Source organism: Streptomyces sp. SS1-1 (assembly GCF_008973465.1).
Lineage (GTDB): Bacteria > Actinomycetota > Actinomycetes > Streptomycetales > Streptomycetaceae > Streptomyces.
The window spans coordinates 807,956-828,424 of record NZ_WBXN01000004.1 but is presented as its reverse complement, the minus strand read 5'-3'; the positions used below and the strand labels follow the sequence as shown (position 1 = coordinate 828,424).

Below are 20,469 nucleotides of genomic sequence, written 5' to 3'. Positions count from 1 at the left end.
TCACGCCGCGACCGGCTCGTCGGACAGCAGACGCCTGATGTCCCGGACCGCCGCACGGCCCGCGCGGTTGGCGCCGATGGTGCTTGCGGACGGCCCGTAGCCGACCAGATGGACACGGGGGTCGGCGACCGCGCGCGTCCCCTCCACCCGGATGCCACCGCCCGGCTCACGCAGCCGCAGCGGCGCCAGATGGTCGATGGCGGCCCGGAACCCGGTCGCCCACAGGATGACGTCCGCCTCGACGTGCCGCCCGTCCTTCCACTCCACGCCGTCCGGAACGATCCGGTCGAACATCGGCTGCCGGTCCAGGACGCCGTCGGCGATCGCCTGCCGCACCGGCTCGGTCAGCGGCAGCCCGGTCACGGAGACCACACTCTTGGGCGGCAGCCCCTGCCGGACCCGTTCCTCGACGAGCGCGACGGCCGCCCGGCCCAGGTCCTCGGTGAAGGGCCCCTCCCGGAACACCGGCGGACGCCGGGTCACCCAGGTCGTGGCAGCCGCGTAGGGCGCGAGCTCCATCAGATGCTGGGTCCCCGACGCGCCGCCGCCGACCACCACGACCCGCAGCCCCGCGAACGCCTCGGGCCCCGGGTACTGCGCGGTGTGCAACTGCCGTCCCCGGAAGGTCTCCTGGCCGGGGTAGCGCGGCCAGAACGGACGGTCCCAGGTGCCGGTCGCGTTGATCAGCGCCCGCGTCGCCCAGGTGCCGGCCGAGCTCTCCACGAGCAGCCGGCCGTCCGGGCCCTCCCGCACCGCCCGCACCTCCACCGGGCGCCGGACCCGCAGGTCGAACGTCCGCTCGTAGTCCGCGAAGTACTCGGAGATCACCTCCGACGACGGTCGCTCGGGATCGGCGCCGGTCAGTTCCATGCCCGGCAGCGCGTGCATCCCGTGCACCCTGCCGTACGTCAGTGAGGGCCAGCGGAACTGCCACGCGCCGCCGGGGCCGGGGGAGTGGTCGAGCACCACGAAGTCATGCCCGGGCTCGAACCCCGTGCGCCGCAGGTGGTACGCGCTCGACAGACCCGCCTGCCCCGCGCCGATGACCACCACGTCGACCGTCTCGACCGTCCCGACCGCCTCGATGCTGTTCACATCCCCACCAACGGCCCGACGGGCGCGGATCTTCCCGTGCGATGCGCGAGGATGGACGGCATGTCAGACGCCTTCACCACCCGAGTCCTGAACGTCGCCACCGGTTCCTCGGAACGGGTCGTGGACCTCACCCGCGACTGCGAGTCCTTCCTGCGGGAGGCGGCCGGGAGCCGCGACGGCCTGCTGAACGTGTTCGTGCCGCACGCGACGGCCGGTATCGCGATCATCGAGACCGGCGCCGGCAGCGACGACGACCTCCTCGCCGCCCTCCACTCCCTGCTGCCCGCCGACGACCGCTGGCAGCACCGTCACGGCAGCCCCGGCCACGGCCGCGACCACGTCCTCCCCGCGATCGTGCCGCCCCACGCGACGCTGCCGGTGGTCGGCGGACGGCTCGAACTCGGCACCTGGCAGTCCGTGTGCCTGGTCGACACCAACCGTGACAACCCGAACCGGCAGGTCCGGCTCAGCTTCCTGGGCTGACCCCGCGACCGGTCGCCGGTCACAGCAGGGCCGTACGCCTGTCCCGTGCGGCCGGCACGCCACGGCCCTGGAGGCGGGACAGCTCGCCCGCGCAGCGTTCCAGGGCCACCTCCATGACCTCCGGGATGTTCAGCGTGCCGGTGCCGTCCGGCGGGATCAGCCAGCGCAGCGCGCCCCAGCGGCAGTGCGGGGCGGGAACGGCGACCCACGTGCCCGCCCCGAGCAGGCGCACACCGGTGCCGACCCACACCGTCCGCGGCTCCGGCGGCAGCAGGAAGCCCACCCGGCGGCGCCGGGTGTCCAGCAGGCACGGCCCGCGGTCGAGCAGCGGCAGCTCGTCCAGCAGGTCCGCCACGCGCAGCCCCAGGTCCTCCGGGACGATCAGCACGTCCCAGAAGCGCCCGGCCGCGAGGAGGGTGACGCCGGTGGTGCCGTTCTGCCACTCGTGCTTGCACGCGCCGGGGTCCTCCGACGCCGCGGCCAGCCACTCCATCGACCTCGTCCACTCCGTCAGTGCCATGAAACAAGCCTCCCGATGTGACCGGTGAAGGCCTCAGTGGACCGGGTGACGGGTGCCGCGGCCATACGGCGGAGCGCAATTCCCCGTATGGGGCGAGCGCCCGCGCGCCAAACAGGCAGAAGGGGGGACGCACGCCCCCAGCCGGGCCGTGCGCGCCCGGCGCCGTACCGTCCCGCGCACCCCGATGGCTTGATCCCTGTGGGCCATACGGGCGACGGACTCACCCGACCGAGTGGTCGCGGTGACTTTCCGCGTACCACCGGCGCACGCCGAAGCGTTTGCTCTGGCATGGACTACAGAGACACGGCGCGGCGTGTCCTGGGCAACGATTCCGCGCCCCTGTCGTACGTCGTACCGCCCACCGGCACATCCGGTGGCCGCCCGTCGATCTACGCCGCCCTGGTCGCGGAGTGGCGGGCCAACGGCCGCGCGGTCCCCCAGCGCCTGGACACCCGGCGGGACTCCGCCGCCACCGGTCTCGGGACCGCCGTCACCTCCTGGGCGGCCGGCCGGTGGCGCGGCCCGGCCGGCGCTCCCGAACCGGAGAAGGGGGCCGAACGTTCCTTCGCGACCGTCGAACCGATCCCCGCCGTCGTCGTCCCCCGCGGGCTGCCCGGCCCGGTGAACCTGTGGGAGTGGGACGGGGCCGCGGGGCACGTCAGCGTCGTCCCTCCCGCCAAGGACGACTGAGGGCGACCGAAGAACAACTCACCACCGAGGACAACGGGCGACCGAATGACAACGGCCGGCCGAAAGGCAACTGAGCCGCGTCGCGCGCGCCGACGGTCGGCCCTCCGCGTGTACGGCGCGAAACAGGCGAACATGTCGTTTTACGGTAGTTTGATGCGACTTGTGCCTAGGTGGGCTCTACTCTCGTCGGGATCCGCGCCCGTCGTGCTGATCGGCGGCTGGCTGATCGCGGCGCACCTCGAAGGGCCCGCATACGACCCGGTCACCCAGACCATCAGCGTCCTGGCGGCCTACGGGACCCGGGGGTTCTGGGTGATGACCTCGGCGCTCGCCGCCCTCGGTCTCTGTCACCTCTGCACCGCCCTGGGACTGCGCCCCGCGGCCCTCCCCGGACGGCTCGCCCTCGGCGCCGGCGGCATCACGGCGATCGTGGTGGCGATGCTGCCACCGCCGGAGAGCGGCGGCTCCCTCAGCCATGGCACGGTCGCCGGCGTGGGGTTCGCGTTCCTCGCGGTATGGCCGGTCCTGGCCGCCGACCGCAGCGCGACGGCCCCCTGGGCACTGCGCCTCGTCCCCTCGTTCACCGCGACCGCCCTGATGCTGGGCAGCGCCGCCTGGTTCATGATCGAGATGGAGCACGACGGTGCCGCCGGGGTGGCCGAGCGCCTGGTGACGGCCATTCAGTCCGTCTGGCCGCTCATCGTCGTCGCCTCCTGCCTGTTGCACCGGCACCGGCAACCCGCCACCCAGTGATGTGTCCCGTCTCACCCGCCATGGCGTGAGTGCGCGGTGGGGGTGCCCCACGTATCCACCCCCGACGAGCGGGCCCCGGATGCGAGGATGAGGGCCGTCATGACTGCTGGGTGGGGCGTGCGCGCGATACGGGCCGCGGTGTTCGCGTCCGTCTGCGTGCTGCTCGCCGCCCTCGGTCACACCCTGATGTCCGGTGCCGCCGTGCCCTGGTGGACGCTCGTCGCCGGCGCGCTGGCGACCTGGGGCGCGGGCTGGTGCCTCGCCGGCCGGGAGCGGGGACTGCCGCTCGTCGTGTCGGTCGTGGTCGTGGCCCAGGGCGGGCTGCACGCGGTGTTCGAGGCCGTGGGGGGTGGCCCCGCGGTGGGTGACCACATGGCCGGGCACCCCATGGTGGGGGACCACATGGCCCGGCACTCCATGGCGGGGGACCACATGGCCGCGCACCCCATGGCGCGGGACCACATGTCCTTCGCCGACGTGGGCGCGGCCCACACAGGCATGCACCACCCCATGTCCATGGGCCACGACATGACTCACGACATGGGCCAAGGCATGAGTCACGGCATGCCTCATGCCATGGGCGGTGACGCGTCGCTCGGCATGTTCGCCGCACACACCCTCGCCGCTCTGCTGTGCGGCCTGTGGCTGGGACACGGCGAGCGCGCCGCCTTCCGCATCCTGCGGGCCGTCGCCGGCTGGCTGGCCGCACCGCTGTGGGTGGTCCTCTTCCTCCCCGCCCCGCCGGCCCGCCCTCGCCCCCGGCCGCGCCGACCTCGCTCCGACCGGGCGCCGCGGCTGCTGCCGCTCGTCCACTCCCTCACCTCTCGGGGGCCTCCCGCGGGGCCCGCTGTCGTCTGAGACAGCCGGTTCCCCGAGGCAGCCCCGTCCGATCGCCACAGAGAGGATCGCGGTCCGCGCCTCGGGCACACGGTCGTACCTCCGTACGGCCGTGCCCCGCCCCCCGGACAGCTCCGGTGCCGCACGCCCGACGACGTGGCGTGCACGGCCGGCGTACCCACCTGGCGTCCCTGCCGTGCCGGAGTCCGGCATACCCGAGAAGGACTCAGGTGATCACTCCCGCCCTCCCCGCCGTGCGCGAGCCCCAGGACGAGCCGACGACCCGGTGGGCGCTCGCGGCCCGTGGCGGTGACCCGGACGCCGCCGACCGCTTCGTCCGCTCCCTGCACCGGGACGTCGTGCGCTACGTGGCCCACCTCTCGGCCGACCCGCAGGCCGCCGACGACCTGGCACAGGACACGTTCCTGCGGGCGCTCGGCAGCCTGCACCGGTTCGAGGGCCGCTCGTCGGCGCGCACCTGGCTGCTGGCCATCGCGCGGCGCGCGGTGATCGACAGCCACCGGTACGCGGCCGCCCGGCCACGGCTCTGCGACACCGACGACTGGACGCGCGCGGTCGAACGCGCCCAGCCCGCCGGTCTGCCCGGCTTCGACGAAGGCGTCGCGCTGCTCGACCTGCTGGACACGCTCCCTGAGGAGCGGCGCGAGGCGTTCGTGATGACGCAGCTCGTCGGACTGCCCTACGCGGAGGCCGCCGAACGGAGCGACTGCCCCGTCGGGACGGTCCGTTCCCGCGTGGCCCGCGCCCGTGCCACGCTGGCCGCTCTCCTCACGGAAGCGGAAGCACAGGCAGAGGCCGAAGCGGAACTCGAAGCAGAAGCGGAACTCGAAGCCGAGGCAGAACTCGAAGCCGAAGCCGCAGCGCAAGCCGAGGTCATACCCGAAACCGCCGGCTGAAGGGGCCCCCGCCAACCCCCCGCCCCGCCGTCCCCGACCGGTCCTCGATCGACGTGCGGTCGTCCGAGGACCGGAGAACACTGGGAAACGGCGGGGCGGACGGCCCTGCCGACATCTGCACGAGGTGCGAACGGATCAGCGCACCGTGCGCCCCTGCTCCCGCCCGGACGCCCGGACGCCGGGTGCCGCCCATCCGTCGCTCACCGACTTCGAGCGAAGGGGTCCGGCCATGGGCGCCATCAACGCAACGGCACTCGAGGAATTGCGCGCGGGAATGCGGGGACCCGTCATCACCCCCGAGGACACCGGGTACGACGAGACCCGCAGCATCTACAACGCCATGATCGACCGGCGCCCGGCCGCGTTCGCGCAGTGCGTGGACGTCGCCGACGTCCGTACGGCGATCGGCTTCGCGCGGGACAGCGGGGTGGAACTCGCGGTGCGCGGCGGCGGGCACAGCGGACCCGGCCTGTGCCTCGTGGACGACGGGCTCGTCCTGGACCTGTCGACGATGCGTGGGGTCCGTGTCGACCCCGGCTCGATGACCGCGCAGGTGTCCGGCGGCGCACAGATCGGGGACCTCGACCACGCGGCCCACACGTTCGGCCTCGGCGTGCCGGCCGGCATCGTCTCGATGACCGGCGTGGGCGGCCTGACCCTGGGCGGCGGGCACGGGCACCTGACCCGCAAGTACGGCCTGACGATCGACAGCCTGACGTCCGCCGACGTCGTGCTCGCCGACGGCACCTTCGTCACCGCCTCCGAGGAGGACCACCCCGACCTGTTCTGGGCGTTGCGCGGCGGCGGCGGGAACTTCGGTGTGGTGACGTCGTTCACCTTCCGCACGCACCCGGTGGGCACCGTCGGCGTCGGAGTGACCGTATGGCCGGTCGACCGGACTCCCGAAGTGCTTCGCTGGTACCGGGACTTCCTGCCCGCCGCGCCTCCCGACCTCAACGGGTTCTTCACCCTGTTCACCATCCCGCCCGGCCCCCCGTTCCCCGAGACGATCCACGGACAGAAGATGTGCGGCGTCGTCTGGTGCTACACGGGCGACCCCGAGGGCGACCAGTTGGAGCGGATGCTGGCCCCGGTGAACGACCCCGCCCCGCCCGCCTTCCACTTCACCGCCCCCATGCCCTACCCGGCCCTCCAGAGCATGTTCGACGAGCTGATCCCGAAGGGCTACCAGTGGTACTGGCGCGGCGACTTCTTCGACTCGATCAGCGACGCCGCCGTCGACGTGCACCACAAGTACGGGGAAAACCTCCCCACCCCGCTGTCCCTGATGCACCTGTATCCCGTGGACGCCGCCGCCCACCAGGTCGGCGCCGACGACACGGCCTGGGCGTACCGGGACGCCATGTGGTCCGCGGTGATCGCGGGCGTCGACCCCGACCCGGCCAACGCCGGGGCGATCCGCGACTGGTCGGTCGCCTACCAGAGCGATCTGCACCCGTACTCGATGGGCGGCTCGTACATCAACTTCATCGGTGAGGGGGAGAGCACGGACCGCGTCCGGACGACCTACCGCGGGCACTACGACCGGCTCACCGCCGTCAAGCGCGCCTACGACCCGGACAACTTCTTCCACGTCAACCAGAACATCCCCCCGGCGACCGCCTGACCAGGCCCGATGCTGCCCACGCCGCGCCGAACCGGCCCGATCCGCCCGGCCCGTGATCGACTGGAGGGCCGTACGGCACCGGCGTACGGTCGAATGGTGGCGGGCAGCCAGTCCGATTCCGACCCGGCCCCCGAACCCCCGCCCACGGCGATGCGATGAGCCATTCGGAGCCGACACCCCAAGCACGGACCGCCCCGCACGACACGGACGGTGGCAAGAGCCGTGGCAACGGGATGGCACTGTTCGTGATCGCCTCCTGTCAGCTGATGGTGGTGCTCGACATCACCATCGTGAACATCGCCCTCCCGGACATCCAGCGGTCGCTGGACTTCTCGACGACGAGCCTGTCCTGGGTGGTCAACGCCTACACGCTCACCTTCGGCGGACTGCTCCTCCTGGGCGGCAGGATGGGCGACATCCTGGGCCGGCGGCGGGTGTTCGTCTTCGGTGTGCTCCTCTTCGTCCTGGCCTCGCTCCTCGGCGGGTTGTCCCAGAACGAGTGGCAACTCCTCAGCGCCCGCGCCCTCCAGGGGGTCGGCGGCGCCATCGCCTCCCCGACCTCCCTGGCGCTGATCAGCACGACCTTCCCCGAAGGGCCGCAACGCAACCGGGCGTTCGGCGTCTTCGCGGCCGTCTCGGCGGGTGGCGGTGCCATCGGGCTGCTGGCGGGCGGCATCCTCGTGGAGTGGCTCAACTGGCGCTGGGTGCTGTTCGTCAACGTGCCCATCGGCCTGCTGATCGTGCTCGCGACGCCCCGCTGGATCCGTGAGTCCGAGCGGCACGCCGGGCACTTCGACATCCTGGGCGCGATGACCTCCACGGTCGGCATGGTGCTGCTCGTCTACGGGTTCATCCGTGCCGCGCAGGAAGGATGGCGGGACGCGCTGACGCTCGGCGCGTTCGGGGCGGCCGTCGTCTTCCTGCTGCTGTTCGTCCTGGTCGAGCAGCGTTCCAGACAGCCGATCACACCCCTGCACATGTTCGCCGACCGCAACCGCGCGGGCACCTACGGCATCATGCTGAGCCTCGCCGCCGCGATCTTCGGGATGTTCTTCTTCCTGACGCTGTTCGTGCAGAACGTGCTCGACTTCAGCCCGCTCCAGGCAGGGTTGGCCTTCCTGCCGGTGAGTGCCGTCATCGCGATCGGCGCCGGGATCGCCTCCCAGCTCCTGCCCAAGTACGGTCCAAAACCGTTCATGGTGACCGGCGCGATCCTCGCCGCCGCCGGACTGGCGTGGCTGACCCTGACCGATGTGGACTCGACCTATCTGGGCAGCATCCTCGGGCCGATGCTCGTGTTCAGCCTCGGTATGGGCATGGAGTTCGTGTCCCTGACGCTGATGGCGCTGTCCAACGTGACGCCCGCGGAGACCGGGGCCGCCTCCGGACTCCTCAACGCCACCCAGCAGGTCGGCGGCTCCCTGGGCCTGTCCATCCTGGTCACCATGTACGGGACGGCCAGCAACAACGAGGCCGACAAACAGATCCCGGCCTTCCTGTCCCAGGCCACCCCGCTGGAACGGCTGCGCTTCCAGCGCACCGGGCAGCTTCCGCCACCGTTCGCCGACGAGATTCTCACCGCCGGCGTCTCCGCCGCCTTCGTCACGGCCGCGATCTTCACGGCGATCGCCGCGGTCATCGCCCTCATCGTGATCCAGGTGCGGGCCTCGGACCTCGAACGCCTCCAGGGCGGCGGCGTGCCCGCGGCATAGACCACCCTGCGAGGGACCCCAACAGGGCGTCCGCGCCGCCCCGTTGGATGTGACGACGTTCACCCCCATGTGGCAGCACGTAGTGAATGCATTACACAACAGACGCGTAAGGGACGGTAGCGCAGGCATCACGCGACCGCGGAGGTTTCGATGCGACCTTTCACCCTGAACTACGCGTTCCCCAGAGGCGCCGCCCAGGCGCTGACGCCGTACCACTTCGACCCGGCCCGGCAGTTGAACATGCTGCCCGACGGGCGCCCGGCCGTCAGCGACCCGGATCTCCTGCTCGCCGCCGGCACGACGACGTCCACGGCCGGGTCCGCCACCCACTTCGACGACTGACGAACCGGCCGGCGCATGACGGTACTGATCCTCACGTCCGAGGAGGACGTGACCGCCGACATGGTGGTGAACGAACTGCACGCGACGGGGACGCCCGTGCTGCGGCTGGACCCCGCCGACCTGCCCGGCAAGGCCGTGCTGTCCGCGGACTACGCCCACGGTGACTTCGACGGGCATCTGTCGGTCAACGGGCATGTGCTGTCGATGGGCGGACTGCGCTCCATCTGGGTGCGCAGGCCAGGGGAGCCGGCCGCCCACGCGCCGGACCCGTCGCCCTGGCTGACCGCCGAGACCCGGCAGGCCCTGTACGGCATGCTGCACTCGGCCGCCGCCCGGTGGATGAACCATCCCCGCAACGCCGACCAGGCCCGCCTCAAGCCCTGGCAGTTGCGGCTCGGTCACCTCAGCGGATTCGCCGTGCCGCCCACGGTGTTCACGACGGCCCCGCGGCTGGCGCGCGCGTTCGTCGAGCAGCACAAGGAGGTCGTCGTGAAGTCCGCGTCCGGACCGCCGCCCGGGGAGCCGCCCCTGGCGCTGCCCACCACCCTGATCGGCCCTGACGCGGACTTCTCCGCCGTGGCGGCTGGTCCCGCCCTGCTGCAGCGGTACGTCCCCAAGCAGGCGGACATCCGGCTGACCTGCGTCGGCAGCAGACTGTTCGCCGCGCGCAAGACCGCCGAGCCCGACCAGATCGACGGACGGTACGGCGACACCGGGCACTTGTGGGAGCCGGTCCCGGTGCCGGACCGTATCGGCAAGTCGGTGCACGAGTACGTCACGCTGGCCGGACTGGCGTACGCCGCCTTCGACTTCGCGGAGGACGAGGACGGCATCTGGTGGTTCCTGGAGTGCAACCAGGGAGGCCAGTTCGGCTTCGTCGAGCTGGAGACCGGGCAGCCGATCGCGGCCGCGGTCGCCGACTGGCTGGCCCTGCGGCGCCGGTCCGAGCGGCGCGGCCCGGAAGGCCGCCACTGACCTCCTCCACGACCGCCGCAGGCGTCCCCCGACGGATCCGCCCCGCTCCGCCCCACCCGGTGGAGGCGGGGCGGTCGTCGTACGGCGCCGGAGTGACGCCGACTCAGGCGGGCCGGATCGCGCTGTGGATCGCGGCCTCTCCGGCGTACTGGACGGACTCCTCGCGGACGACGGTGCCGGGGCCCGGGGCATGGATCATCATGCCGTTCCCGGAGTAGATGCCGACGTGGCCCGCGTGGTACAGCACCAGGTCTCCGGGCTCCAGGTGGGTCAGGGCGACGCCCTGCCCCGCGGTGGCCTGCTCCTGGGCGGTACGGGGGAGGGCGATACCGGCGGCCTTCCAGGCGGCCTGGGTGAGTCCGGGGCCGTCGAAGGTGGTCGGACCGGTCGTACCCCAGACACAGGGCTTGCCGATCTGCGCCCGGGCGAACTCCAGCGCCCTCAGCGCCCGACTGTCCTGCGGCGCGGTGACGGGGGCGGCAGGGGCCGGGGCGGCGGCGGGGTAGCTGCCGGTCTGCGGGGCCGCCGGGAAGCTGCCGGTCCCCGTCGGGCTCGCCGCCGGGAAGCTCCCGGTCTGGGTGACGGCCGGGAAGCCGCCGGTCTGGTCGACCATGGGGATGCCGCCGGTCTGATCGACGGCCGGGAAGCTGCCGGTCTGAGCGGCCGTAGGGTAACTGGCCGCCTGCGCAACGGCCGGGACGCTTCCCGTCTGGTCGACGGCGGGATAGGCCCCGGTCTGGGCCGCCGCCGCGGGGTAGCCCCCGGTCTGCGAGGCCGCTGCGGGGTAGCCCCCCGTCTGCGGTGCCGAAGGCAAGCCCCCGGCCTGCGGGGCCGCCGCCGGGAAGCTCCCGGTCTGGGTGACGGTCGGGAAGCCACCGGTCTGGTCGACCATCGGGAAGCTGCCGGTCTGGCTGACGCCGGGGAAGCTGCCGGTCTGAGCGACGGCAGGGAAGCTGCCGGTCTGTGCCACGGCGGGGTAACTCCCCGTCTGTTCCACCGTGGGAAAGCTCCCCGTCTGCCCGACCACCGGAAAGCCCCCCGTCTGGCCGCCCCCGGCGAACCTGGCGCCCGCCCCCGCGAACCCGGCGTCCGCCCCGGCGAACCCGGCCTCCGCGCCAGCGAACCCCTGAGGGGCACTCAACTCCGCACCCAGCCCCAGCGCGGCGTCCGCCGGAGCCGTCGTCCCCGGAGGGACCGTCGTCATGTCGGCGGGGCTCTGCGCCTCCAGGGCGTCCCACCGGCTCTGCGCCGCGGGCGGGAACGGCGCCGGGGTGGCCGAGGGGGCCTCCAGCGCCGGGGTGGTGCGGCCGGCGCGTGCGGTCAGCAGCTCACGCGCCTGCGCCAGTTTGCGCTGGCTGCGCTCCTTGCTCGCGCGCAGCGTGGACCGCTGGTCCACCTCCGGCCGCGCGGTGGCCTGCGTCGGCGTCGGCGTCGGCGCCGGCAGGGCGAGGGCGCCGCCGGACCCGAGGGCAGGCGTACCCGACGCGGGCAGCGCCGCCACAGGACCCGCGGTCAGCTCACCCAGGGCCGCGGGACGGGCCGTACCGGCCGGCAACTCGGCGACCGGCGCGCCCGATCCGGCGGTCAGCTCCAGGGGGGCGGCGCGCCCGGATATCTCCCGCGCGCCGTCGCCGCCCGACGGGCGTGCGGACCGCGCCGGGGCGGACCGCTCCGGCGCCCGGTCCTTCGGCAGTACGGCCGGAACCGTCGGGCCCAGCTTGGAGCGGGCGACGTCGAACCACTGCCGGGCGACCTCGTCGAGCGCGGCCGAGCCCCGGCCGCCGTCACCGTCGCGCCCCGAGGCCGCCGGGGCGCCCACGCGGTTGCGCGGTCCCGTCGACGAGGCGCGGGTGGCGTTGAAGGTCCCGGTGTCGGTCTCGGCCCGGTCGTAGAGCGAGCTGACCCGCCGGCTGACCTCCTCGCGGCTCGGTCCCTCGTCCGCCTGGGCGGCACCTGCCGACTGGCCGAGCAGGGCCACCGAGGTGAGGGCTGCTGCCGAGGCGAGCGCGGAGTTGCGCATACCGGTGCGTTCCGGCGCCATGGGCGACGTGCTCCTTCCGTACTCCGCCTACCGAGTTAGCTGACGGGTTCGGGCGTTCGCGTCGGAAGGTGTGCCCTACGACCCGGCCCGTCACGGCCTCGGGTCGATTCACCCCATGGTTCGGTTGGGTCCCCGGCTCCGCGGCCCCGCAGGGCACGCCGACTCGGCGGAGGGCGCTCGTCCCGGCGGGGTTCGCCGGAGTTCAACGCGCGTCCTGAGCCAGTAACTTAGCCAACTTGTGTGCCTGCAGTGAAGATTGACGTGTGAAATGTCCGATACGTTTTTGTGACCTTCGACGCTGGGAATGGCGGCGGGGCCGCGCTGCGGCGCCACGCGCTCGCGTGAACACGGACGGTAGCCGTCCGGGTGCCCCGCAAAGCTCTTGCTCCGCTCGCCGAAACACGTCACACTGGTACCGAACGAATGGTCGGTTGGGAAGCGGGAGCGATGACGACCTCACACTCCACCGAGGCGCCCCCACAAGGGCCGCTTGAGGAGCACTTCGACGCGACGATCGCGCGCGACCAGCGCATCGAGCCGCGGGACTGGATGCCGGACGGCTACCGCAGCACGCTGATCCGGCAGATCGCGCAGCACGCCCACTCCGAGATCATCGGCATGCAGCCGGAGGGGGAGTGGATCACCAAGGCGCCCTCGCTGCGCCGCAAGGCGATCCTCTTCGCGAAGGTGCAGGACGAGGCCGGTCACGGCCTGTACCTGTACTCGGCCGCCGAGACCCTGGGCGCCGACCGCGCCGACCTGACCGACCGGCTCATCGAGGGCCGCCAGAAGTACTCCTCGATCTTCAACTACCCCACGACGACCTTCGCCGACGTCGGCGTGATCGGCTGGTTCGTGGACGGCGCCGCGATCTGCAACCAGGTGCCGCTGTGCCGCAGCTCCTACGGGCCGTACGCGCGCGCGATGGTGCGGATCTGCAAGGAGGAGTCGTTCCACCAGCGGCAGGGCTACGAGCTGCTGATGACGATGATGCGCGGCACCGAGGCCCAGCGGGAGATGGTCCAGGACGCCGTGAACCGCTGGTGGTGGCCCTCCCTGATGATGTTCGGCCCGCCCGACGACTCCTCGCCCAACTCCGCCCGCTCGATGGCCTGGAAGATCAAACGGCACAGCAACGACGAGCTGCGCCAGCGCTTCGTCGACATGACGGTCCCGCAGGCCGAGAAGCTCGGCGTCACCCTGCCCGACCCCGAGCTGCGCTGGAACGCCGAGCGCGGCCACCACGACTTCGGCACGCCCGACTGGGACGAGCTGATGCGGGTCATCAAGGGCGACGGCCCGTGCAACGCACAGCGGATGGAACGACGCAGGAGCGCCCACGAAGAGGGCGCCTGGGTGCGGGAGGCGGCCACCGCCCACGCGGCCAAGCAGGCCGCCCGCGCGGAGAAGGGAGCGGTGGCATGAGCACCGGAAAGCAGGACTGGCCGCTGTACGAGGTGTTCGTCCGGGGCAAGCGCGGGCTGAACCACGTCCACGTCGGCTCGCTGCACGCCGCCGACGACCGGATGGCGCTGACCCACGCCCGGGACCTCTACACCCGGCGCAACGAAGGCGTCAGCATCTGGGTCGTGCGCTCCGAGCACATCGCCGCCTCCACCCGCGACGAGAAGGACCCGTTCTTCGAGCCCAGCGCCGACAAGGTCTACCGCCACCCGACCTTCTACGACATCCCCGACGACGTCCCCCACATCTGAAGGAGAGGGCATGAGTGACGACCACGTCTACCTGACCCTCGCCGAGGGACACGAGGACGACACCCGCTGGGCCTACGGCACCGGCTTCGAGGACCCGCTGCACGGCGTGGACACGACCGTCCCGGACGACGTCGACGCCGCCGGGCTGGCCGCCCTGTGCGTCGCGCTCGGCGACGACGCGCTGGTCTCGGCGCAGCGCCTGGGGGAGTGGGTCACCCGCGCCCCCGAGCTGGAGGAGGAGGTCGCGCTCGCCAACATCGGCCTCGACCTGCTCGGCCAGGCCCGGCTGCTGTACTCCCGCGCCGGCCAGACCGACGGCACCGGACGCGACGAGGACGCGTACGCCTACTTCCGCGACGCCGCCGACTTCCGCAACGTCCGCCTCGCCGAACTGCCCAACGGCGACTTCGCGTTCAGCATCGTGCGGCTGCTGGTGCTGTCCAGCTGGCGGCTCGCCCACTTCGAGCGGCTGGCGTCCCACCCGGACCCGGTGCTCTCGGCGATCGCCGCGAAGGGCGCCAAGGAGCTGAGCTACCACCGGCAGTACGCCGCCGAGTGGGCCGTACGCCTGGGTGACGGCACCGACGAGTCCCACCGCCGGATGCGCCGCGCGCAGGAACAGGTGGCGCCCTACCTGGGCGAGCTGTTCACCGCGTTCGACGTACGGCAGGAGGTCGTCGCGGACCTCAAGCAGGTCACCGACGCGGCCGGACTGCCCATGCCCGTGTACCGCCCGCTGCCCGGCTGCGGACGCGAGGGCGAGCACACCGAGCACCTCGCCCCGCTCCTCGCCGAGCTGCAGGGCATCGCCCGCGCGCACCCGGAGGCGACATGGTGACGACCCAGCTCGACGCCCGGCGCGCCCGGCACATCGCCGCCCAGGTGCCGGACCCCGAGCTGCCCATGCTCACCCTCGCCGACCTGGGCGTCCTGCGGGACGTCGAGACGACCGAGGACGGCACGGTCGTGGCGAGCCTGACCCCGACCTACTCGGGCTGCCCGGCGATGGCCGAGATGCGGGCGGACGTCGCGGCACGCCTGCGCGCGGCCGGATACCCGCGCGTGGAGATCCGCACCGTGCTGGACCCGCCGTGGAGCAGCGACTGGATCACCCCGGCCGGCCGCGCCAAGCTCGCCGAGCACGGCATCGCCCCGCCCGGCCCCGCGCCGCGCGGCGGCCCCGTCGCCCTCGTGCTGTCACCGACCCGGCACGCCGTGGCCTGCCCGCGCTGCGGCTCGGCGGACACCGAGGAGACCTCCCGGTTCGCCGCCACGTCCTGCAAGGCGCTCTGGCGCTGCCGCGCCTGCACAGAGCCGTTCGAGTACGTCAAGGAGATCTGATGGAAGGCCTCAGGGAAGCACAGACGGCCGCCGCGCCCCGCCCGCGCGTCCGCCGCCGTCCGGCCTTCCACCGGCTGCGGGTCGCCTCCGTGCAGCCGCTCTGCTCGGACGCGGTCGCCGTCGCCTTCGACATCCCGGAGGAGCTCGCGGAGGAGTTCGCGTTCGCTCCCGGGCAGTCGCTGACGCTGCGGCGCGAGATCGACGGGCGTGACGAGCGGCGGTCGTACTCGATCTGCTCGCCCGCGGGTGCCCGGCCGCGCATCGGCGTCCGGGTCGTGCCCGGCGGGCTGTTCTCGTCCTGGCTGGTCCACGACGTGCGGCCCGGCGACGCGGTGGAGGTGATGGCCCCGACCGGTGCCTTCACCCCCGACCTCGGCACCCCCGGCCACCATGTGCTGATCGCGGCGGGCTCCGGCATCACCCCGATGGTGTCCATCGCCGAGTCCGTCCTGGCCGCCGACGACCGTTCGACGGTCACGCTCCTCTACGGCAACCGCCGCACCGACACGGTGATGTTCGCCGACGAGCTCGCCGACCTGAAGGACCTCTACCCGGCGCGGTTCCAGCTCGCCCACGTGCTGTCCCGCGAGCCCCGCGAGGCCGAGGTGCTGTCCGGCCGTATCGACGCGGAACGGCTCGCCACGCTCGTCGAGGCCCTGGTCGACGTGCGGAGCGCCGGCCACTGGTGGCTGTGCGGGCCGCACGGCATGGTGCGGGACGCGCAGCGGGTGCTGGCGGACCTGGGCGTCCCGGACGAGCGGGTCCACCAGGAGCTGTTCTACGCCGACGACGAGCCCGTGCGCGAGGCACGGCATGTGGACGCCGGGCCGGAGGGGCCCGTCAGCCAGGTCACCATCACCCTCGACGGGCGCTCCACCACGGCGGCCCTGCCGCGGGACCGGACCCTGCTGGACGGCGCCCAGCTCACCCGGCCCGACCTGCCGTTCGCCTGCAAGGGAGGGGTCTGCGGCACCTGCCGGGCCCTCGTCACGGACGGCAAGGCGGACATGCGGCGCAACTTCGCGCTGGAGACGGCCGAGGTCGACGCCGGGTACGTGCTGACCTGCCAGTCGTACCCGGTCTCCGAGTCGCTGACCGTGGACTACGACAGCTGACGAACGCCGAAGCGCCCCGGCGCCGCCTTTCAGGCGGACACCGGGGCGCTTTCACGTGTCACGTGGCGATCAGGCGTCCTTCGCGGCCCGCTCGGCGTCCCGCTCGCGCAGCCGGGCCGCCTCCTTGCGGACCTCGGCCTGCGTGGCCCGCTCCTTGACCAGCCACTCGGGCTGCTCCTGCTTGAGGGCCTCGATCTGCTCGGTGGTCAGCGCCTCGGTGACACCGCCGCGGGCGAGCCCCGCGATGGACACGCCGAGCTTCTGCGCGACGACCGGGCGCGGGTGCGGGCCGTCGCGCCGCAGGTCGCGCAGCCACTGCGGCGGGTCGGCCTGGAGCGCGTTCAGCTCCGCGCGCGTGACCACGCCCTCCCGGAACTCGGCGGGGGTGGCTTCGAGGTACACACCCAGCTTCTTCGCCGCGGTGGCGGGCTTCATGGACTGAGTGGTGTGGTGCGACGTCATGGGGTCCAGGGTATCCACCGGGTGAACCTCCCCCGACCACGGCCGGTAACCTGGCCAGGTGACAGGCTCGGCGGCACCCTCCTCGTTCCGGCTCGCGTACGTCCCGGGAGTGACACCCGCGAAATGGGTGCGGATCTGGAACGAACGCTTCCCCGACGTCCCCCTCACCCTCCACGCGGCGACCGCCGCCGAGGCGCCCGCGCTGCTGCGGGACGGCGGCGCCGACGCCGGCTTCGTGCGCCTCCCGGTCGACCGGGAGTTCTTCAGCGCGATCCCGCTCTACACCGAGGCCACGGTGGTCGTCGTCCCCAAGGACCACGTCATCTCCGCCGTCGACGAGGTCACCCTGGAGGACCTGGCCGACGAGGTGGTCTTCCATCCCCTGGACGACGTCCTCGGCTGGGAGCGGCCGCCCGGCCGACCGGGCTTCGAACGGCCCGCGACCACCGCCGACGCCGTGGAACTGGTCGCGGCCAACGTCGGCCTGCTCGTCGTCCCCCAGTCGCTGGCCCGCCTCCATCACCGCAAGGACCTCACCTACCGCACCCTGGCCGACGCCCCGCAGTCGAACGTCGCCCTGTCATGGCCGCAGGAGGCGACCACCGACCTGGTCGAGGACTTCATCGGCGTGGTGCGCGGCCGTACCGTCAACAGCACCCGCGGCCGTACGACCTCGCAGGCCCCGGCCGCCAAGGAGCAGCCCAGGCGCAAGCGCCCCGAGACCGGGGGCGGTGCCGCCAGGGGCCGGTCCGGTGCCTCCGGCGGCCGTCGCGGCACCGCGGGCGGGGGCAAGGGCTCCAAGGGCGGCACCCCCCGCGGCGGCAAGCCGCGGCGCCGGTCCTGAGCTACGCCGGCCGCGCCGCCCCGCGCAGCCAGGCGTAGGCCGAGCCGGCCGTGAACTCCTCCTGGCCGCCGCGCACCAGCAGCCCCGCCGTGGCGAACCGCGGTGAGTCGGCCTCGGCGGCCACATAGGGGACGGCAATACACCGCATCCCGGCCGCATGTGCGGCAACCACACCCGGTGCCGCGTCCTCCAGCACCACGCAGGCCGACGGGTCCGCGCCCAGACGCCGGGCCGCCTCCAGGAAGACGTCCGGGGCGGGCTTGCCGCGGTCCACCTCGTCGGCCGAGACGACGGTCCGCAGGTGGGCGTCCAGGCCGGTGCCGGACAGGATCGCGGTGATGGCCTCGCGGGACGAACCCGAGGCGACGGCCATGGGAACGCCGTCGGCGGCCAGCAGCTCCACGAACGCGCGCATCTCGGGGTAGACGCGGATACCGGTGGCGGCGAGGTCCAGATAGTGGCGGTTCTTGGCGGCGAGCAGTTCGCCGACGCCGGCCCGCAGACCGTAGGCGTCCTTCCAGAGCGTCACGGTCTCCAGGGTGCTGATGCCTACGTACTTCTCGTGGTCCGCCCAGCCGAAGTCCGTCACCCCGTGCTCGGCGAGGAGCCGCCGGCCCGCCTCGAAGTAGAGGGGCTCGCTGTCCACGAGTGTTCCGTCGAGATCGAAGATGACCGAAGTGCCGCCGAGATCGCTCATGGCCCCAGGATGTCAAAGGTCATCAGCGGGCCGACGCCCGCCCGACCGACTCCAGCAGCGGCAGCAGCCGGTGCGGGACGCGTTCGCGCAGCGCCACCTCGGTCCGGGTGCGGACCACACCGGGCAGGCTGATCAGCTTCTGGATCACGTCCTCCAGATGCGCGTTGTCGCGGGCCACGACCCGGGTCAGCAGATCGCCGCCGCCCGTGATCGAGAACGCCTCCACGATCTCCGGTACCGCCGCCAGTTCGGCGCCCACGTCGTCGAGGTGCCCCTGCGTGACCTCGATGTGCACGAAGGCGAGCACGGGGTGGCCCAGGGCGGCCGGTGACAGCGTGGGCCCCGTCCCGGTGATCACGCCGTCCCGCTCCAGCCGGTCGAGACGGGCCTGCAGGGTGCCCCGCGCGACCCCGAGGATGCGCGCGTACTCCCGCACGCTGGTGCGCGGCTGCTCCAGCAGCAGCCGCAGGATGCGGGTGTCGAGCTCGTCCACGGGCATGGGCGCCGGCCTTTCTCGCCGTCTCTGGTCCGTTGGCCCGCCGATGGACGGGTCGGGACCGGAATGTCTGTACCAATGGCCCACCCTAAGGGAAGTCACTTGAGCCAGTCGCCCTGGTGATGCTGCAATGGGACGGTCGATGGCGCTGCGGGAACCCGCGGCGCCTTTTGCGTGCCGTCCACCAGGGCCACCACGCCACCACCGATCACGAGGGCCGAGGGGCCACGAGGGGGTTCACATTGCTGAAGAGGGTGTTCGTCGCGCCGGACCCGGGACGGGTGCGGCTGCGCTTCGCCGGCCGGGGCGTCCTCGGCATCGCGCTGGCGGTCCTGGTCTGCGGACTCGCCGGGCACACCCTCGTCGGCATGGTCACCGGCGGCATCGCCGCGCTGCTCGCCCTGTTCACGGTGGCCGACGCCACGGTGCGCGGGCAGGCCGTCACCACCGCGCTGCTGCCCCTCGCCGGTCTGCCCGTCCTCGCGGCGGCGGCCGAACTGCACGCCCACCCCCTCGCCCGCGACCTCGTCTTCCTGGCGGTCGTCGGCGCCGGCGTCTACGCCCGCCGCTGGGGGCCGCGCGGCCACAGCCTGGGCGTCTTCGCCTTCATGACCTACTTCGTGGCGCAGTTCCTGCACGCGACCCCGGACCGGCTGCCCGAGCTGTACGCCGCCGTCCTGCTGTCCGTGCTGAGCGCGGCCGCCGTGCGCTTCGGCATGTGGTGCTACGAACGCCGGATGCCCCCGGCCGCCGTCCCCGCGCCGCCGGGCGGCCGCGGACTCGCCCGGGTCACCACCCGCCAGGCCGTCCAGGCCACCGCCGGTGCCGGCTTCGCCCTGGCCGTGGGGCAGCTGGTGTCCGGAGAGCGCTGGTACTGGGCCGTCGGCGCCACCTGGTGGGTGTTCGTCAACACCACCTCGCGCGGCGAGACCCTGGTCCGGGGCTTCCGCCGGGTCCTCGGCACCGTCCTCGGCATCGGCCTCGGGTTCCTCGTCGCCGTCCCGCTGGAGGGCGCGCACCTGCCCACGGCCGCCCTGCTCGCCGTCTGCGTCTTCGGCATCTTCTACTCGGCCGCCGTCTCCTACACCTGGATGATGCTCTGCGTCACCGTGCTCGCCGAGCTGCTCTACGGCGTCCTCGGCGTCCTCGAACCCGCCCTGCTGGCGGTGCGGCTCGCCGAGACGGCCGTCGGAGCCCTCGGTGCCGTGCTCGCGGTGCTCCTCGTCCTGCCCGTCACCACCCACGCCATCACGGACGCCTGGATCCAGCGGGCCCTGCGCTGCGTGCACACGGCCACCGCCGAGGCCGCCGCCCGCCTCGCCGGCGACGACGGCGCCGACCCCGCCCAGCGGGTCGCCGAGCTGGAACAGCTCCTCGCCCGCGTACGGCTCTCGGTCGCCCCGCTCGTGCACCCGCTGAACCCCCTGCCGGCCCGCAAGCGGCGCGCCCGCCACGTCCTGGAGCTGCTGGACGACTGCGCCCGCGAGGTACGCGGCCTCGCCGCGGTCGCCGCCGACCCGGAGGCCTCGCACGACGCACGCCTCGCCGCCGCCTGCTGGCGCGTCGAGGCCGCCGTCGAGGCCCTCACCGGCGGCGCGGACGTCACCGCCCCCGCCGACCGGCCGACGGCGGCCGACCCCGCCCTCGCCCACCTGCACGGCCTGGAACGCGCCCTGGCCGAGCTCGCGCACCCCCTGCGGACCTCCGCCGCGCGGCGCCTCGTGGCGGCGGAGTAACGGCTCCCCGACGAGCCGCCCCCGGCCGCCCACCCGACCGCCGCACCCGCGCGTCGGCCGGAGCGCGGTGA

The 20,469-nt window shown here is 73.1% G+C and carries 22 protein-coding genes and 1 riboswitch; of the genes, 16 read left to right on the top strand and 6 right to left on the bottom strand.

The features are described from left to right. Positions 1-1,095, bottom strand: coding sequence for an NAD(P)-binding domain-containing protein (locus F8R89_RS04805; protein WP_192806046.1), 1,095 nt, complete (start codon positions 1,093-1,095; stop codon positions 1-3). A gap of 60 nt (positions 1,096-1,155) precedes the next feature. On the opposite strand from F8R89_RS04805, the gene F8R89_RS04800 reads away from it, so the two are divergent. Continuing rightward, complete coding sequence (locus tag F8R89_RS04800) at positions 1,156-1,578, top strand: secondary thiamine-phosphate synthase enzyme YjbQ (RefSeq protein WP_151782783.1); 423 nt, start codon at positions 1,156-1,158, stop codon at positions 1,576-1,578. Between the two features lie 19 nt (positions 1,579-1,597). Here F8R89_RS04800 and F8R89_RS04795 read toward each other — a convergent pair whose 3' ends face one another. Then, positions 1,598-2,098: a hypothetical protein gene (locus tag F8R89_RS04795; protein ID WP_151782782.1), complete on the bottom strand. Its 501-nt coding sequence runs from the start codon at positions 2,096-2,098 to the stop codon at positions 1,598-1,600. Positions 2,099-2,386: 288 nt separating this feature from the next. Between F8R89_RS04795 and F8R89_RS04790 the strand changes: the two genes are divergently transcribed. The 8 genes from F8R89_RS04790 (at position 2,387) to tgmB (ending at position 9,951) form a co-directional block, all read left to right on the top strand. Continuing rightward, positions 2,387-2,788: a hypothetical protein gene (locus F8R89_RS04790; RefSeq protein WP_151782781.1), complete on the top strand. Its 402-nt coding sequence runs from the start codon at positions 2,387-2,389 to the stop codon at positions 2,786-2,788. Positions 2,789-2,941: 153 nt separating this feature from the next. Further along, positions 2,942-3,541 carry a DUF998 domain-containing protein gene (locus F8R89_RS04785; protein WP_151782780.1) on the top strand — a complete coding sequence of 200 codons (600 nt, stop codon included), beginning with the start codon at positions 2,942-2,944 and terminating at the stop codon, positions 3,539-3,541. A 99-nt stretch (positions 3,542-3,640) separates the two neighbouring features. After that, positions 3,641-4,399, top strand: a complete 759-nt coding sequence (locus F8R89_RS04780) for a hypothetical protein (RefSeq protein WP_151782779.1) — start codon at positions 3,641-3,643, stop codon at positions 4,397-4,399. A 209-nt stretch (positions 4,400-4,608) separates the two neighbouring features. Next, a complete protein-coding gene (locus F8R89_RS04775; RefSeq protein ID WP_151782778.1) occupies positions 4,609-5,295 on the top strand; it encodes a sigma-70 family RNA polymerase sigma factor in 687 nt (228 codons plus the stop codon). A gap of 229 nt (positions 5,296-5,524) precedes the next feature. Then, the gene (locus F8R89_RS04770) at positions 5,525-6,922 is read left to right on the top strand and encodes an FAD-binding oxidoreductase (protein ID WP_192806045.1); all 1,398 of its coding nucleotides are present in this window, start codon (positions 5,525-5,527) and stop codon (positions 6,920-6,922) included. A 233-nt stretch (positions 6,923-7,155) separates the two neighbouring features. Then, positions 7,156-8,634 (top strand): MFS transporter, encoded by a 1,479-nt coding sequence (locus F8R89_RS04765; RefSeq protein WP_151782777.1) that lies wholly within the window; start codon positions 7,156-7,158, stop codon positions 8,632-8,634. A 150-nt stretch (positions 8,635-8,784) separates the two neighbouring features. Continuing rightward, positions 8,785-8,976: a putative ATP-grasp-modified RiPP gene (gene tgmA / locus F8R89_RS04760; RefSeq protein ID WP_151782776.1), complete on the top strand. Its 192-nt coding sequence runs from the start codon at positions 8,785-8,787 to the stop codon at positions 8,974-8,976. A 15-nt stretch (positions 8,977-8,991) separates the two neighbouring features. After that, positions 8,992-9,951, top strand: coding sequence for an ATP-grasp ribosomal peptide maturase (tgmB, locus tag F8R89_RS04755; protein WP_151782775.1), 960 nt, complete (start codon positions 8,992-8,994; stop codon positions 9,949-9,951). Positions 9,952-10,054: 103 nt separating this feature from the next. Here the strand turns inward: tgmB and F8R89_RS36590 are convergent, their stop codons facing one another. After that, entirely contained in the window at positions 10,055-11,992 is a 1,938-nt protein-coding gene (locus F8R89_RS36590; RefSeq protein ID WP_225994330.1) for a C40 family peptidase, read from the bottom strand. An 8-nt stretch (positions 11,993-12,000) separates the two neighbouring features. Beyond that, positions 12,001-12,171: riboswitch (cyclic di-AMP (ydaO/yuaA leader) on the bottom strand. 268 nt (positions 12,172-12,439) lie between these two features. Between F8R89_RS36590 and paaA the strand changes: the two genes are divergently transcribed. Genes paaA through paaE form a run of 5 tightly spaced genes read left to right on the top strand, consistent with a single transcriptional unit; the run spans position 12,440 to position 16,163 of the window. Next, positions 12,440-13,417: a 1,2-phenylacetyl-CoA epoxidase subunit PaaA gene (paaA, locus tag F8R89_RS04735; protein ID WP_151782773.1), complete on the top strand. Its 978-nt coding sequence runs from the start codon at positions 12,440-12,442 to the stop codon at positions 13,415-13,417. After that, entirely contained in the window at positions 13,414-13,707 is a 294-nt protein-coding gene (gene paaB, locus F8R89_RS04730) for a 1,2-phenylacetyl-CoA epoxidase subunit PaaB (protein ID WP_055622255.1), read from the top strand. The genes paaA and paaB overlap by 4 nt, the downstream gene beginning before the upstream one ends. 10 nt (positions 13,708-13,717) lie before the next feature. After that, positions 13,718-14,545 carry a 1,2-phenylacetyl-CoA epoxidase subunit PaaC gene (gene paaC / locus F8R89_RS04725; protein ID WP_151782772.1) on the top strand — a complete coding sequence of 276 codons (828 nt, stop codon included), beginning with the start codon at positions 13,718-13,720 and terminating at the stop codon, positions 14,543-14,545. Beyond that, positions 14,539-15,048 (top strand): 1,2-phenylacetyl-CoA epoxidase subunit PaaD, encoded by a 510-nt coding sequence (paaD, locus tag F8R89_RS04720; protein ID WP_151782771.1) that lies wholly within the window; start codon positions 14,539-14,541, stop codon positions 15,046-15,048. The genes paaC and paaD overlap by 7 nt, the downstream gene beginning before the upstream one ends. After that, positions 15,048-16,163: a 1,2-phenylacetyl-CoA epoxidase subunit PaaE gene (gene paaE, locus F8R89_RS04715; RefSeq protein WP_151782770.1), complete on the top strand. Its 1,116-nt coding sequence runs from the start codon at positions 15,048-15,050 to the stop codon at positions 16,161-16,163. The genes paaD and paaE overlap by 1 nt, the downstream gene beginning before the upstream one ends. A 69-nt stretch (positions 16,164-16,232) precedes the next feature. Here paaE and F8R89_RS04710 read toward each other — a convergent pair whose 3' ends face one another. Next, a complete protein-coding gene (locus tag F8R89_RS04710; protein WP_151782769.1) occupies positions 16,233-16,625 on the bottom strand; it encodes a DUF5997 family protein in 393 nt (130 codons plus the stop codon). 58 nt (positions 16,626-16,683) lie between these two features. Here F8R89_RS04710 and F8R89_RS04705 point away from each other — a divergent pair, with 58 nt between their 5' ends. After that, the gene (locus F8R89_RS04705; RefSeq protein WP_151782768.1) at positions 16,684-17,469 is read left to right on the top strand and encodes a LysR family substrate-binding domain-containing protein; all 786 of its coding nucleotides are present in this window, start codon (positions 16,684-16,686) and stop codon (positions 17,467-17,469) included. Position 17,470: 1 nt separating this feature from the next. Here F8R89_RS04705 and F8R89_RS04700 read toward each other — a convergent pair whose 3' ends face one another. Beyond that, the gene (locus tag F8R89_RS04700) at positions 17,471-18,166 is read right to left on the bottom strand and encodes an HAD family hydrolase (RefSeq protein WP_151782767.1); all 696 of its coding nucleotides are present in this window, start codon (positions 18,164-18,166) and stop codon (positions 17,471-17,473) included. A gap of 22 nt (positions 18,167-18,188) precedes the next feature. After that, positions 18,189-18,665: an Lrp/AsnC family transcriptional regulator gene (locus F8R89_RS04695; RefSeq protein WP_151782766.1), complete on the bottom strand. Its 477-nt coding sequence runs from the start codon at positions 18,663-18,665 to the stop codon at positions 18,189-18,191. A 239-nt stretch (positions 18,666-18,904) separates the two neighbouring features. On the opposite strand from F8R89_RS04695, the gene F8R89_RS04690 reads away from it, so the two are divergent. Next, entirely contained in the window at positions 18,905-20,398 is a 1,494-nt protein-coding gene (locus F8R89_RS04690; RefSeq protein WP_151782765.1) for an FUSC family protein, read from the top strand. Positions 20,399-20,469: the final 71 nt, after the last annotated feature.

What these genes read in the sequence shown, in the direction of transcription:
- F8R89_RS04700 (WP_151782767.1), bottom strand. Translation starts at nt 18,166, where the DNA reads ATGAGCGATCTCGGCGGCACTTCGGTCATCTTCGATCTCGACGGAACA.
- F8R89_RS04695 (WP_151782766.1), bottom strand. Translation starts at nt 18,665, where the DNA reads ATGCCCGTGGACGAGCTCGACACCCGCATCCTGCGGCTGCTGCTGGAG.
- paaC (WP_151782772.1), top strand. Translation starts at nt 13,718, where the DNA reads ATGAGTGACGACCACGTCTACCTGACCCTCGCCGAGGGACACGAGGAC.
- F8R89_RS04790 (WP_151782781.1), top strand. Translation starts at nt 2,387, where the DNA reads ATGGACTACAGAGACACGGCGCGGCGTGTCCTGGGCAACGATTCCGCG.
- F8R89_RS04770 (WP_192806045.1), top strand. Translation starts at nt 5,525, where the DNA reads ATGGGCGCCATCAACGCAACGGCACTCGAGGAATTGCGCGCGGGAATG.
- tgmA (WP_151782776.1), top strand. Translation starts at nt 8,785, where the DNA reads ATGCGACCTTTCACCCTGAACTACGCGTTCCCCAGAGGCGCCGCCCAG.
- F8R89_RS04780 (WP_151782779.1), top strand. Translation starts at nt 3,641, where the DNA reads ATGACTGCTGGGTGGGGCGTGCGCGCGATACGGGCCGCGGTGTTCGCG.
- F8R89_RS36590 (WP_225994330.1), bottom strand. Translation starts at nt 11,992, where the DNA reads ATGGCGCCGGAACGCACCGGTATGCGCAACTCCGCGCTCGCCTCGGCA.
- paaA (WP_151782773.1), top strand. Translation starts at nt 12,440, where the DNA reads ATGACGACCTCACACTCCACCGAGGCGCCCCCACAAGGGCCGCTTGAG.
- F8R89_RS04785 (WP_151782780.1), top strand. Translation starts at nt 2,942, where the DNA reads ATGCGACTTGTGCCTAGGTGGGCTCTACTCTCGTCGGGATCCGCGCCC.
- paaE (WP_151782770.1), top strand. Translation starts at nt 15,048, where the DNA reads ATGGAAGGCCTCAGGGAAGCACAGACGGCCGCCGCGCCCCGCCCGCGC.
- F8R89_RS04765 (WP_151782777.1), top strand. Translation starts at nt 7,156, where the DNA reads ATGGCACTGTTCGTGATCGCCTCCTGTCAGCTGATGGTGGTGCTCGAC.
- F8R89_RS04795 (WP_151782782.1), bottom strand. Translation starts at nt 2,098, where the DNA reads ATGGCACTGACGGAGTGGACGAGGTCGATGGAGTGGCTGGCCGCGGCG.
- tgmB (WP_151782775.1), top strand. Translation starts at nt 8,992, where the DNA reads ATGACGGTACTGATCCTCACGTCCGAGGAGGACGTGACCGCCGACATG.
- paaB (WP_055622255.1), top strand. Translation starts at nt 13,414, where the DNA reads ATGAGCACCGGAAAGCAGGACTGGCCGCTGTACGAGGTGTTCGTCCGG.
- paaD (WP_151782771.1), top strand. Translation starts at nt 14,539, where the DNA reads ATGGTGACGACCCAGCTCGACGCCCGGCGCGCCCGGCACATCGCCGCC.
- F8R89_RS04800 (WP_151782783.1), top strand. Translation starts at nt 1,156, where the DNA reads ATGTCAGACGCCTTCACCACCCGAGTCCTGAACGTCGCCACCGGTTCC.
- F8R89_RS04710 (WP_151782769.1), bottom strand. Translation starts at nt 16,625, where the DNA reads ATGACGTCGCACCACACCACTCAGTCCATGAAGCCCGCCACCGCGGCG.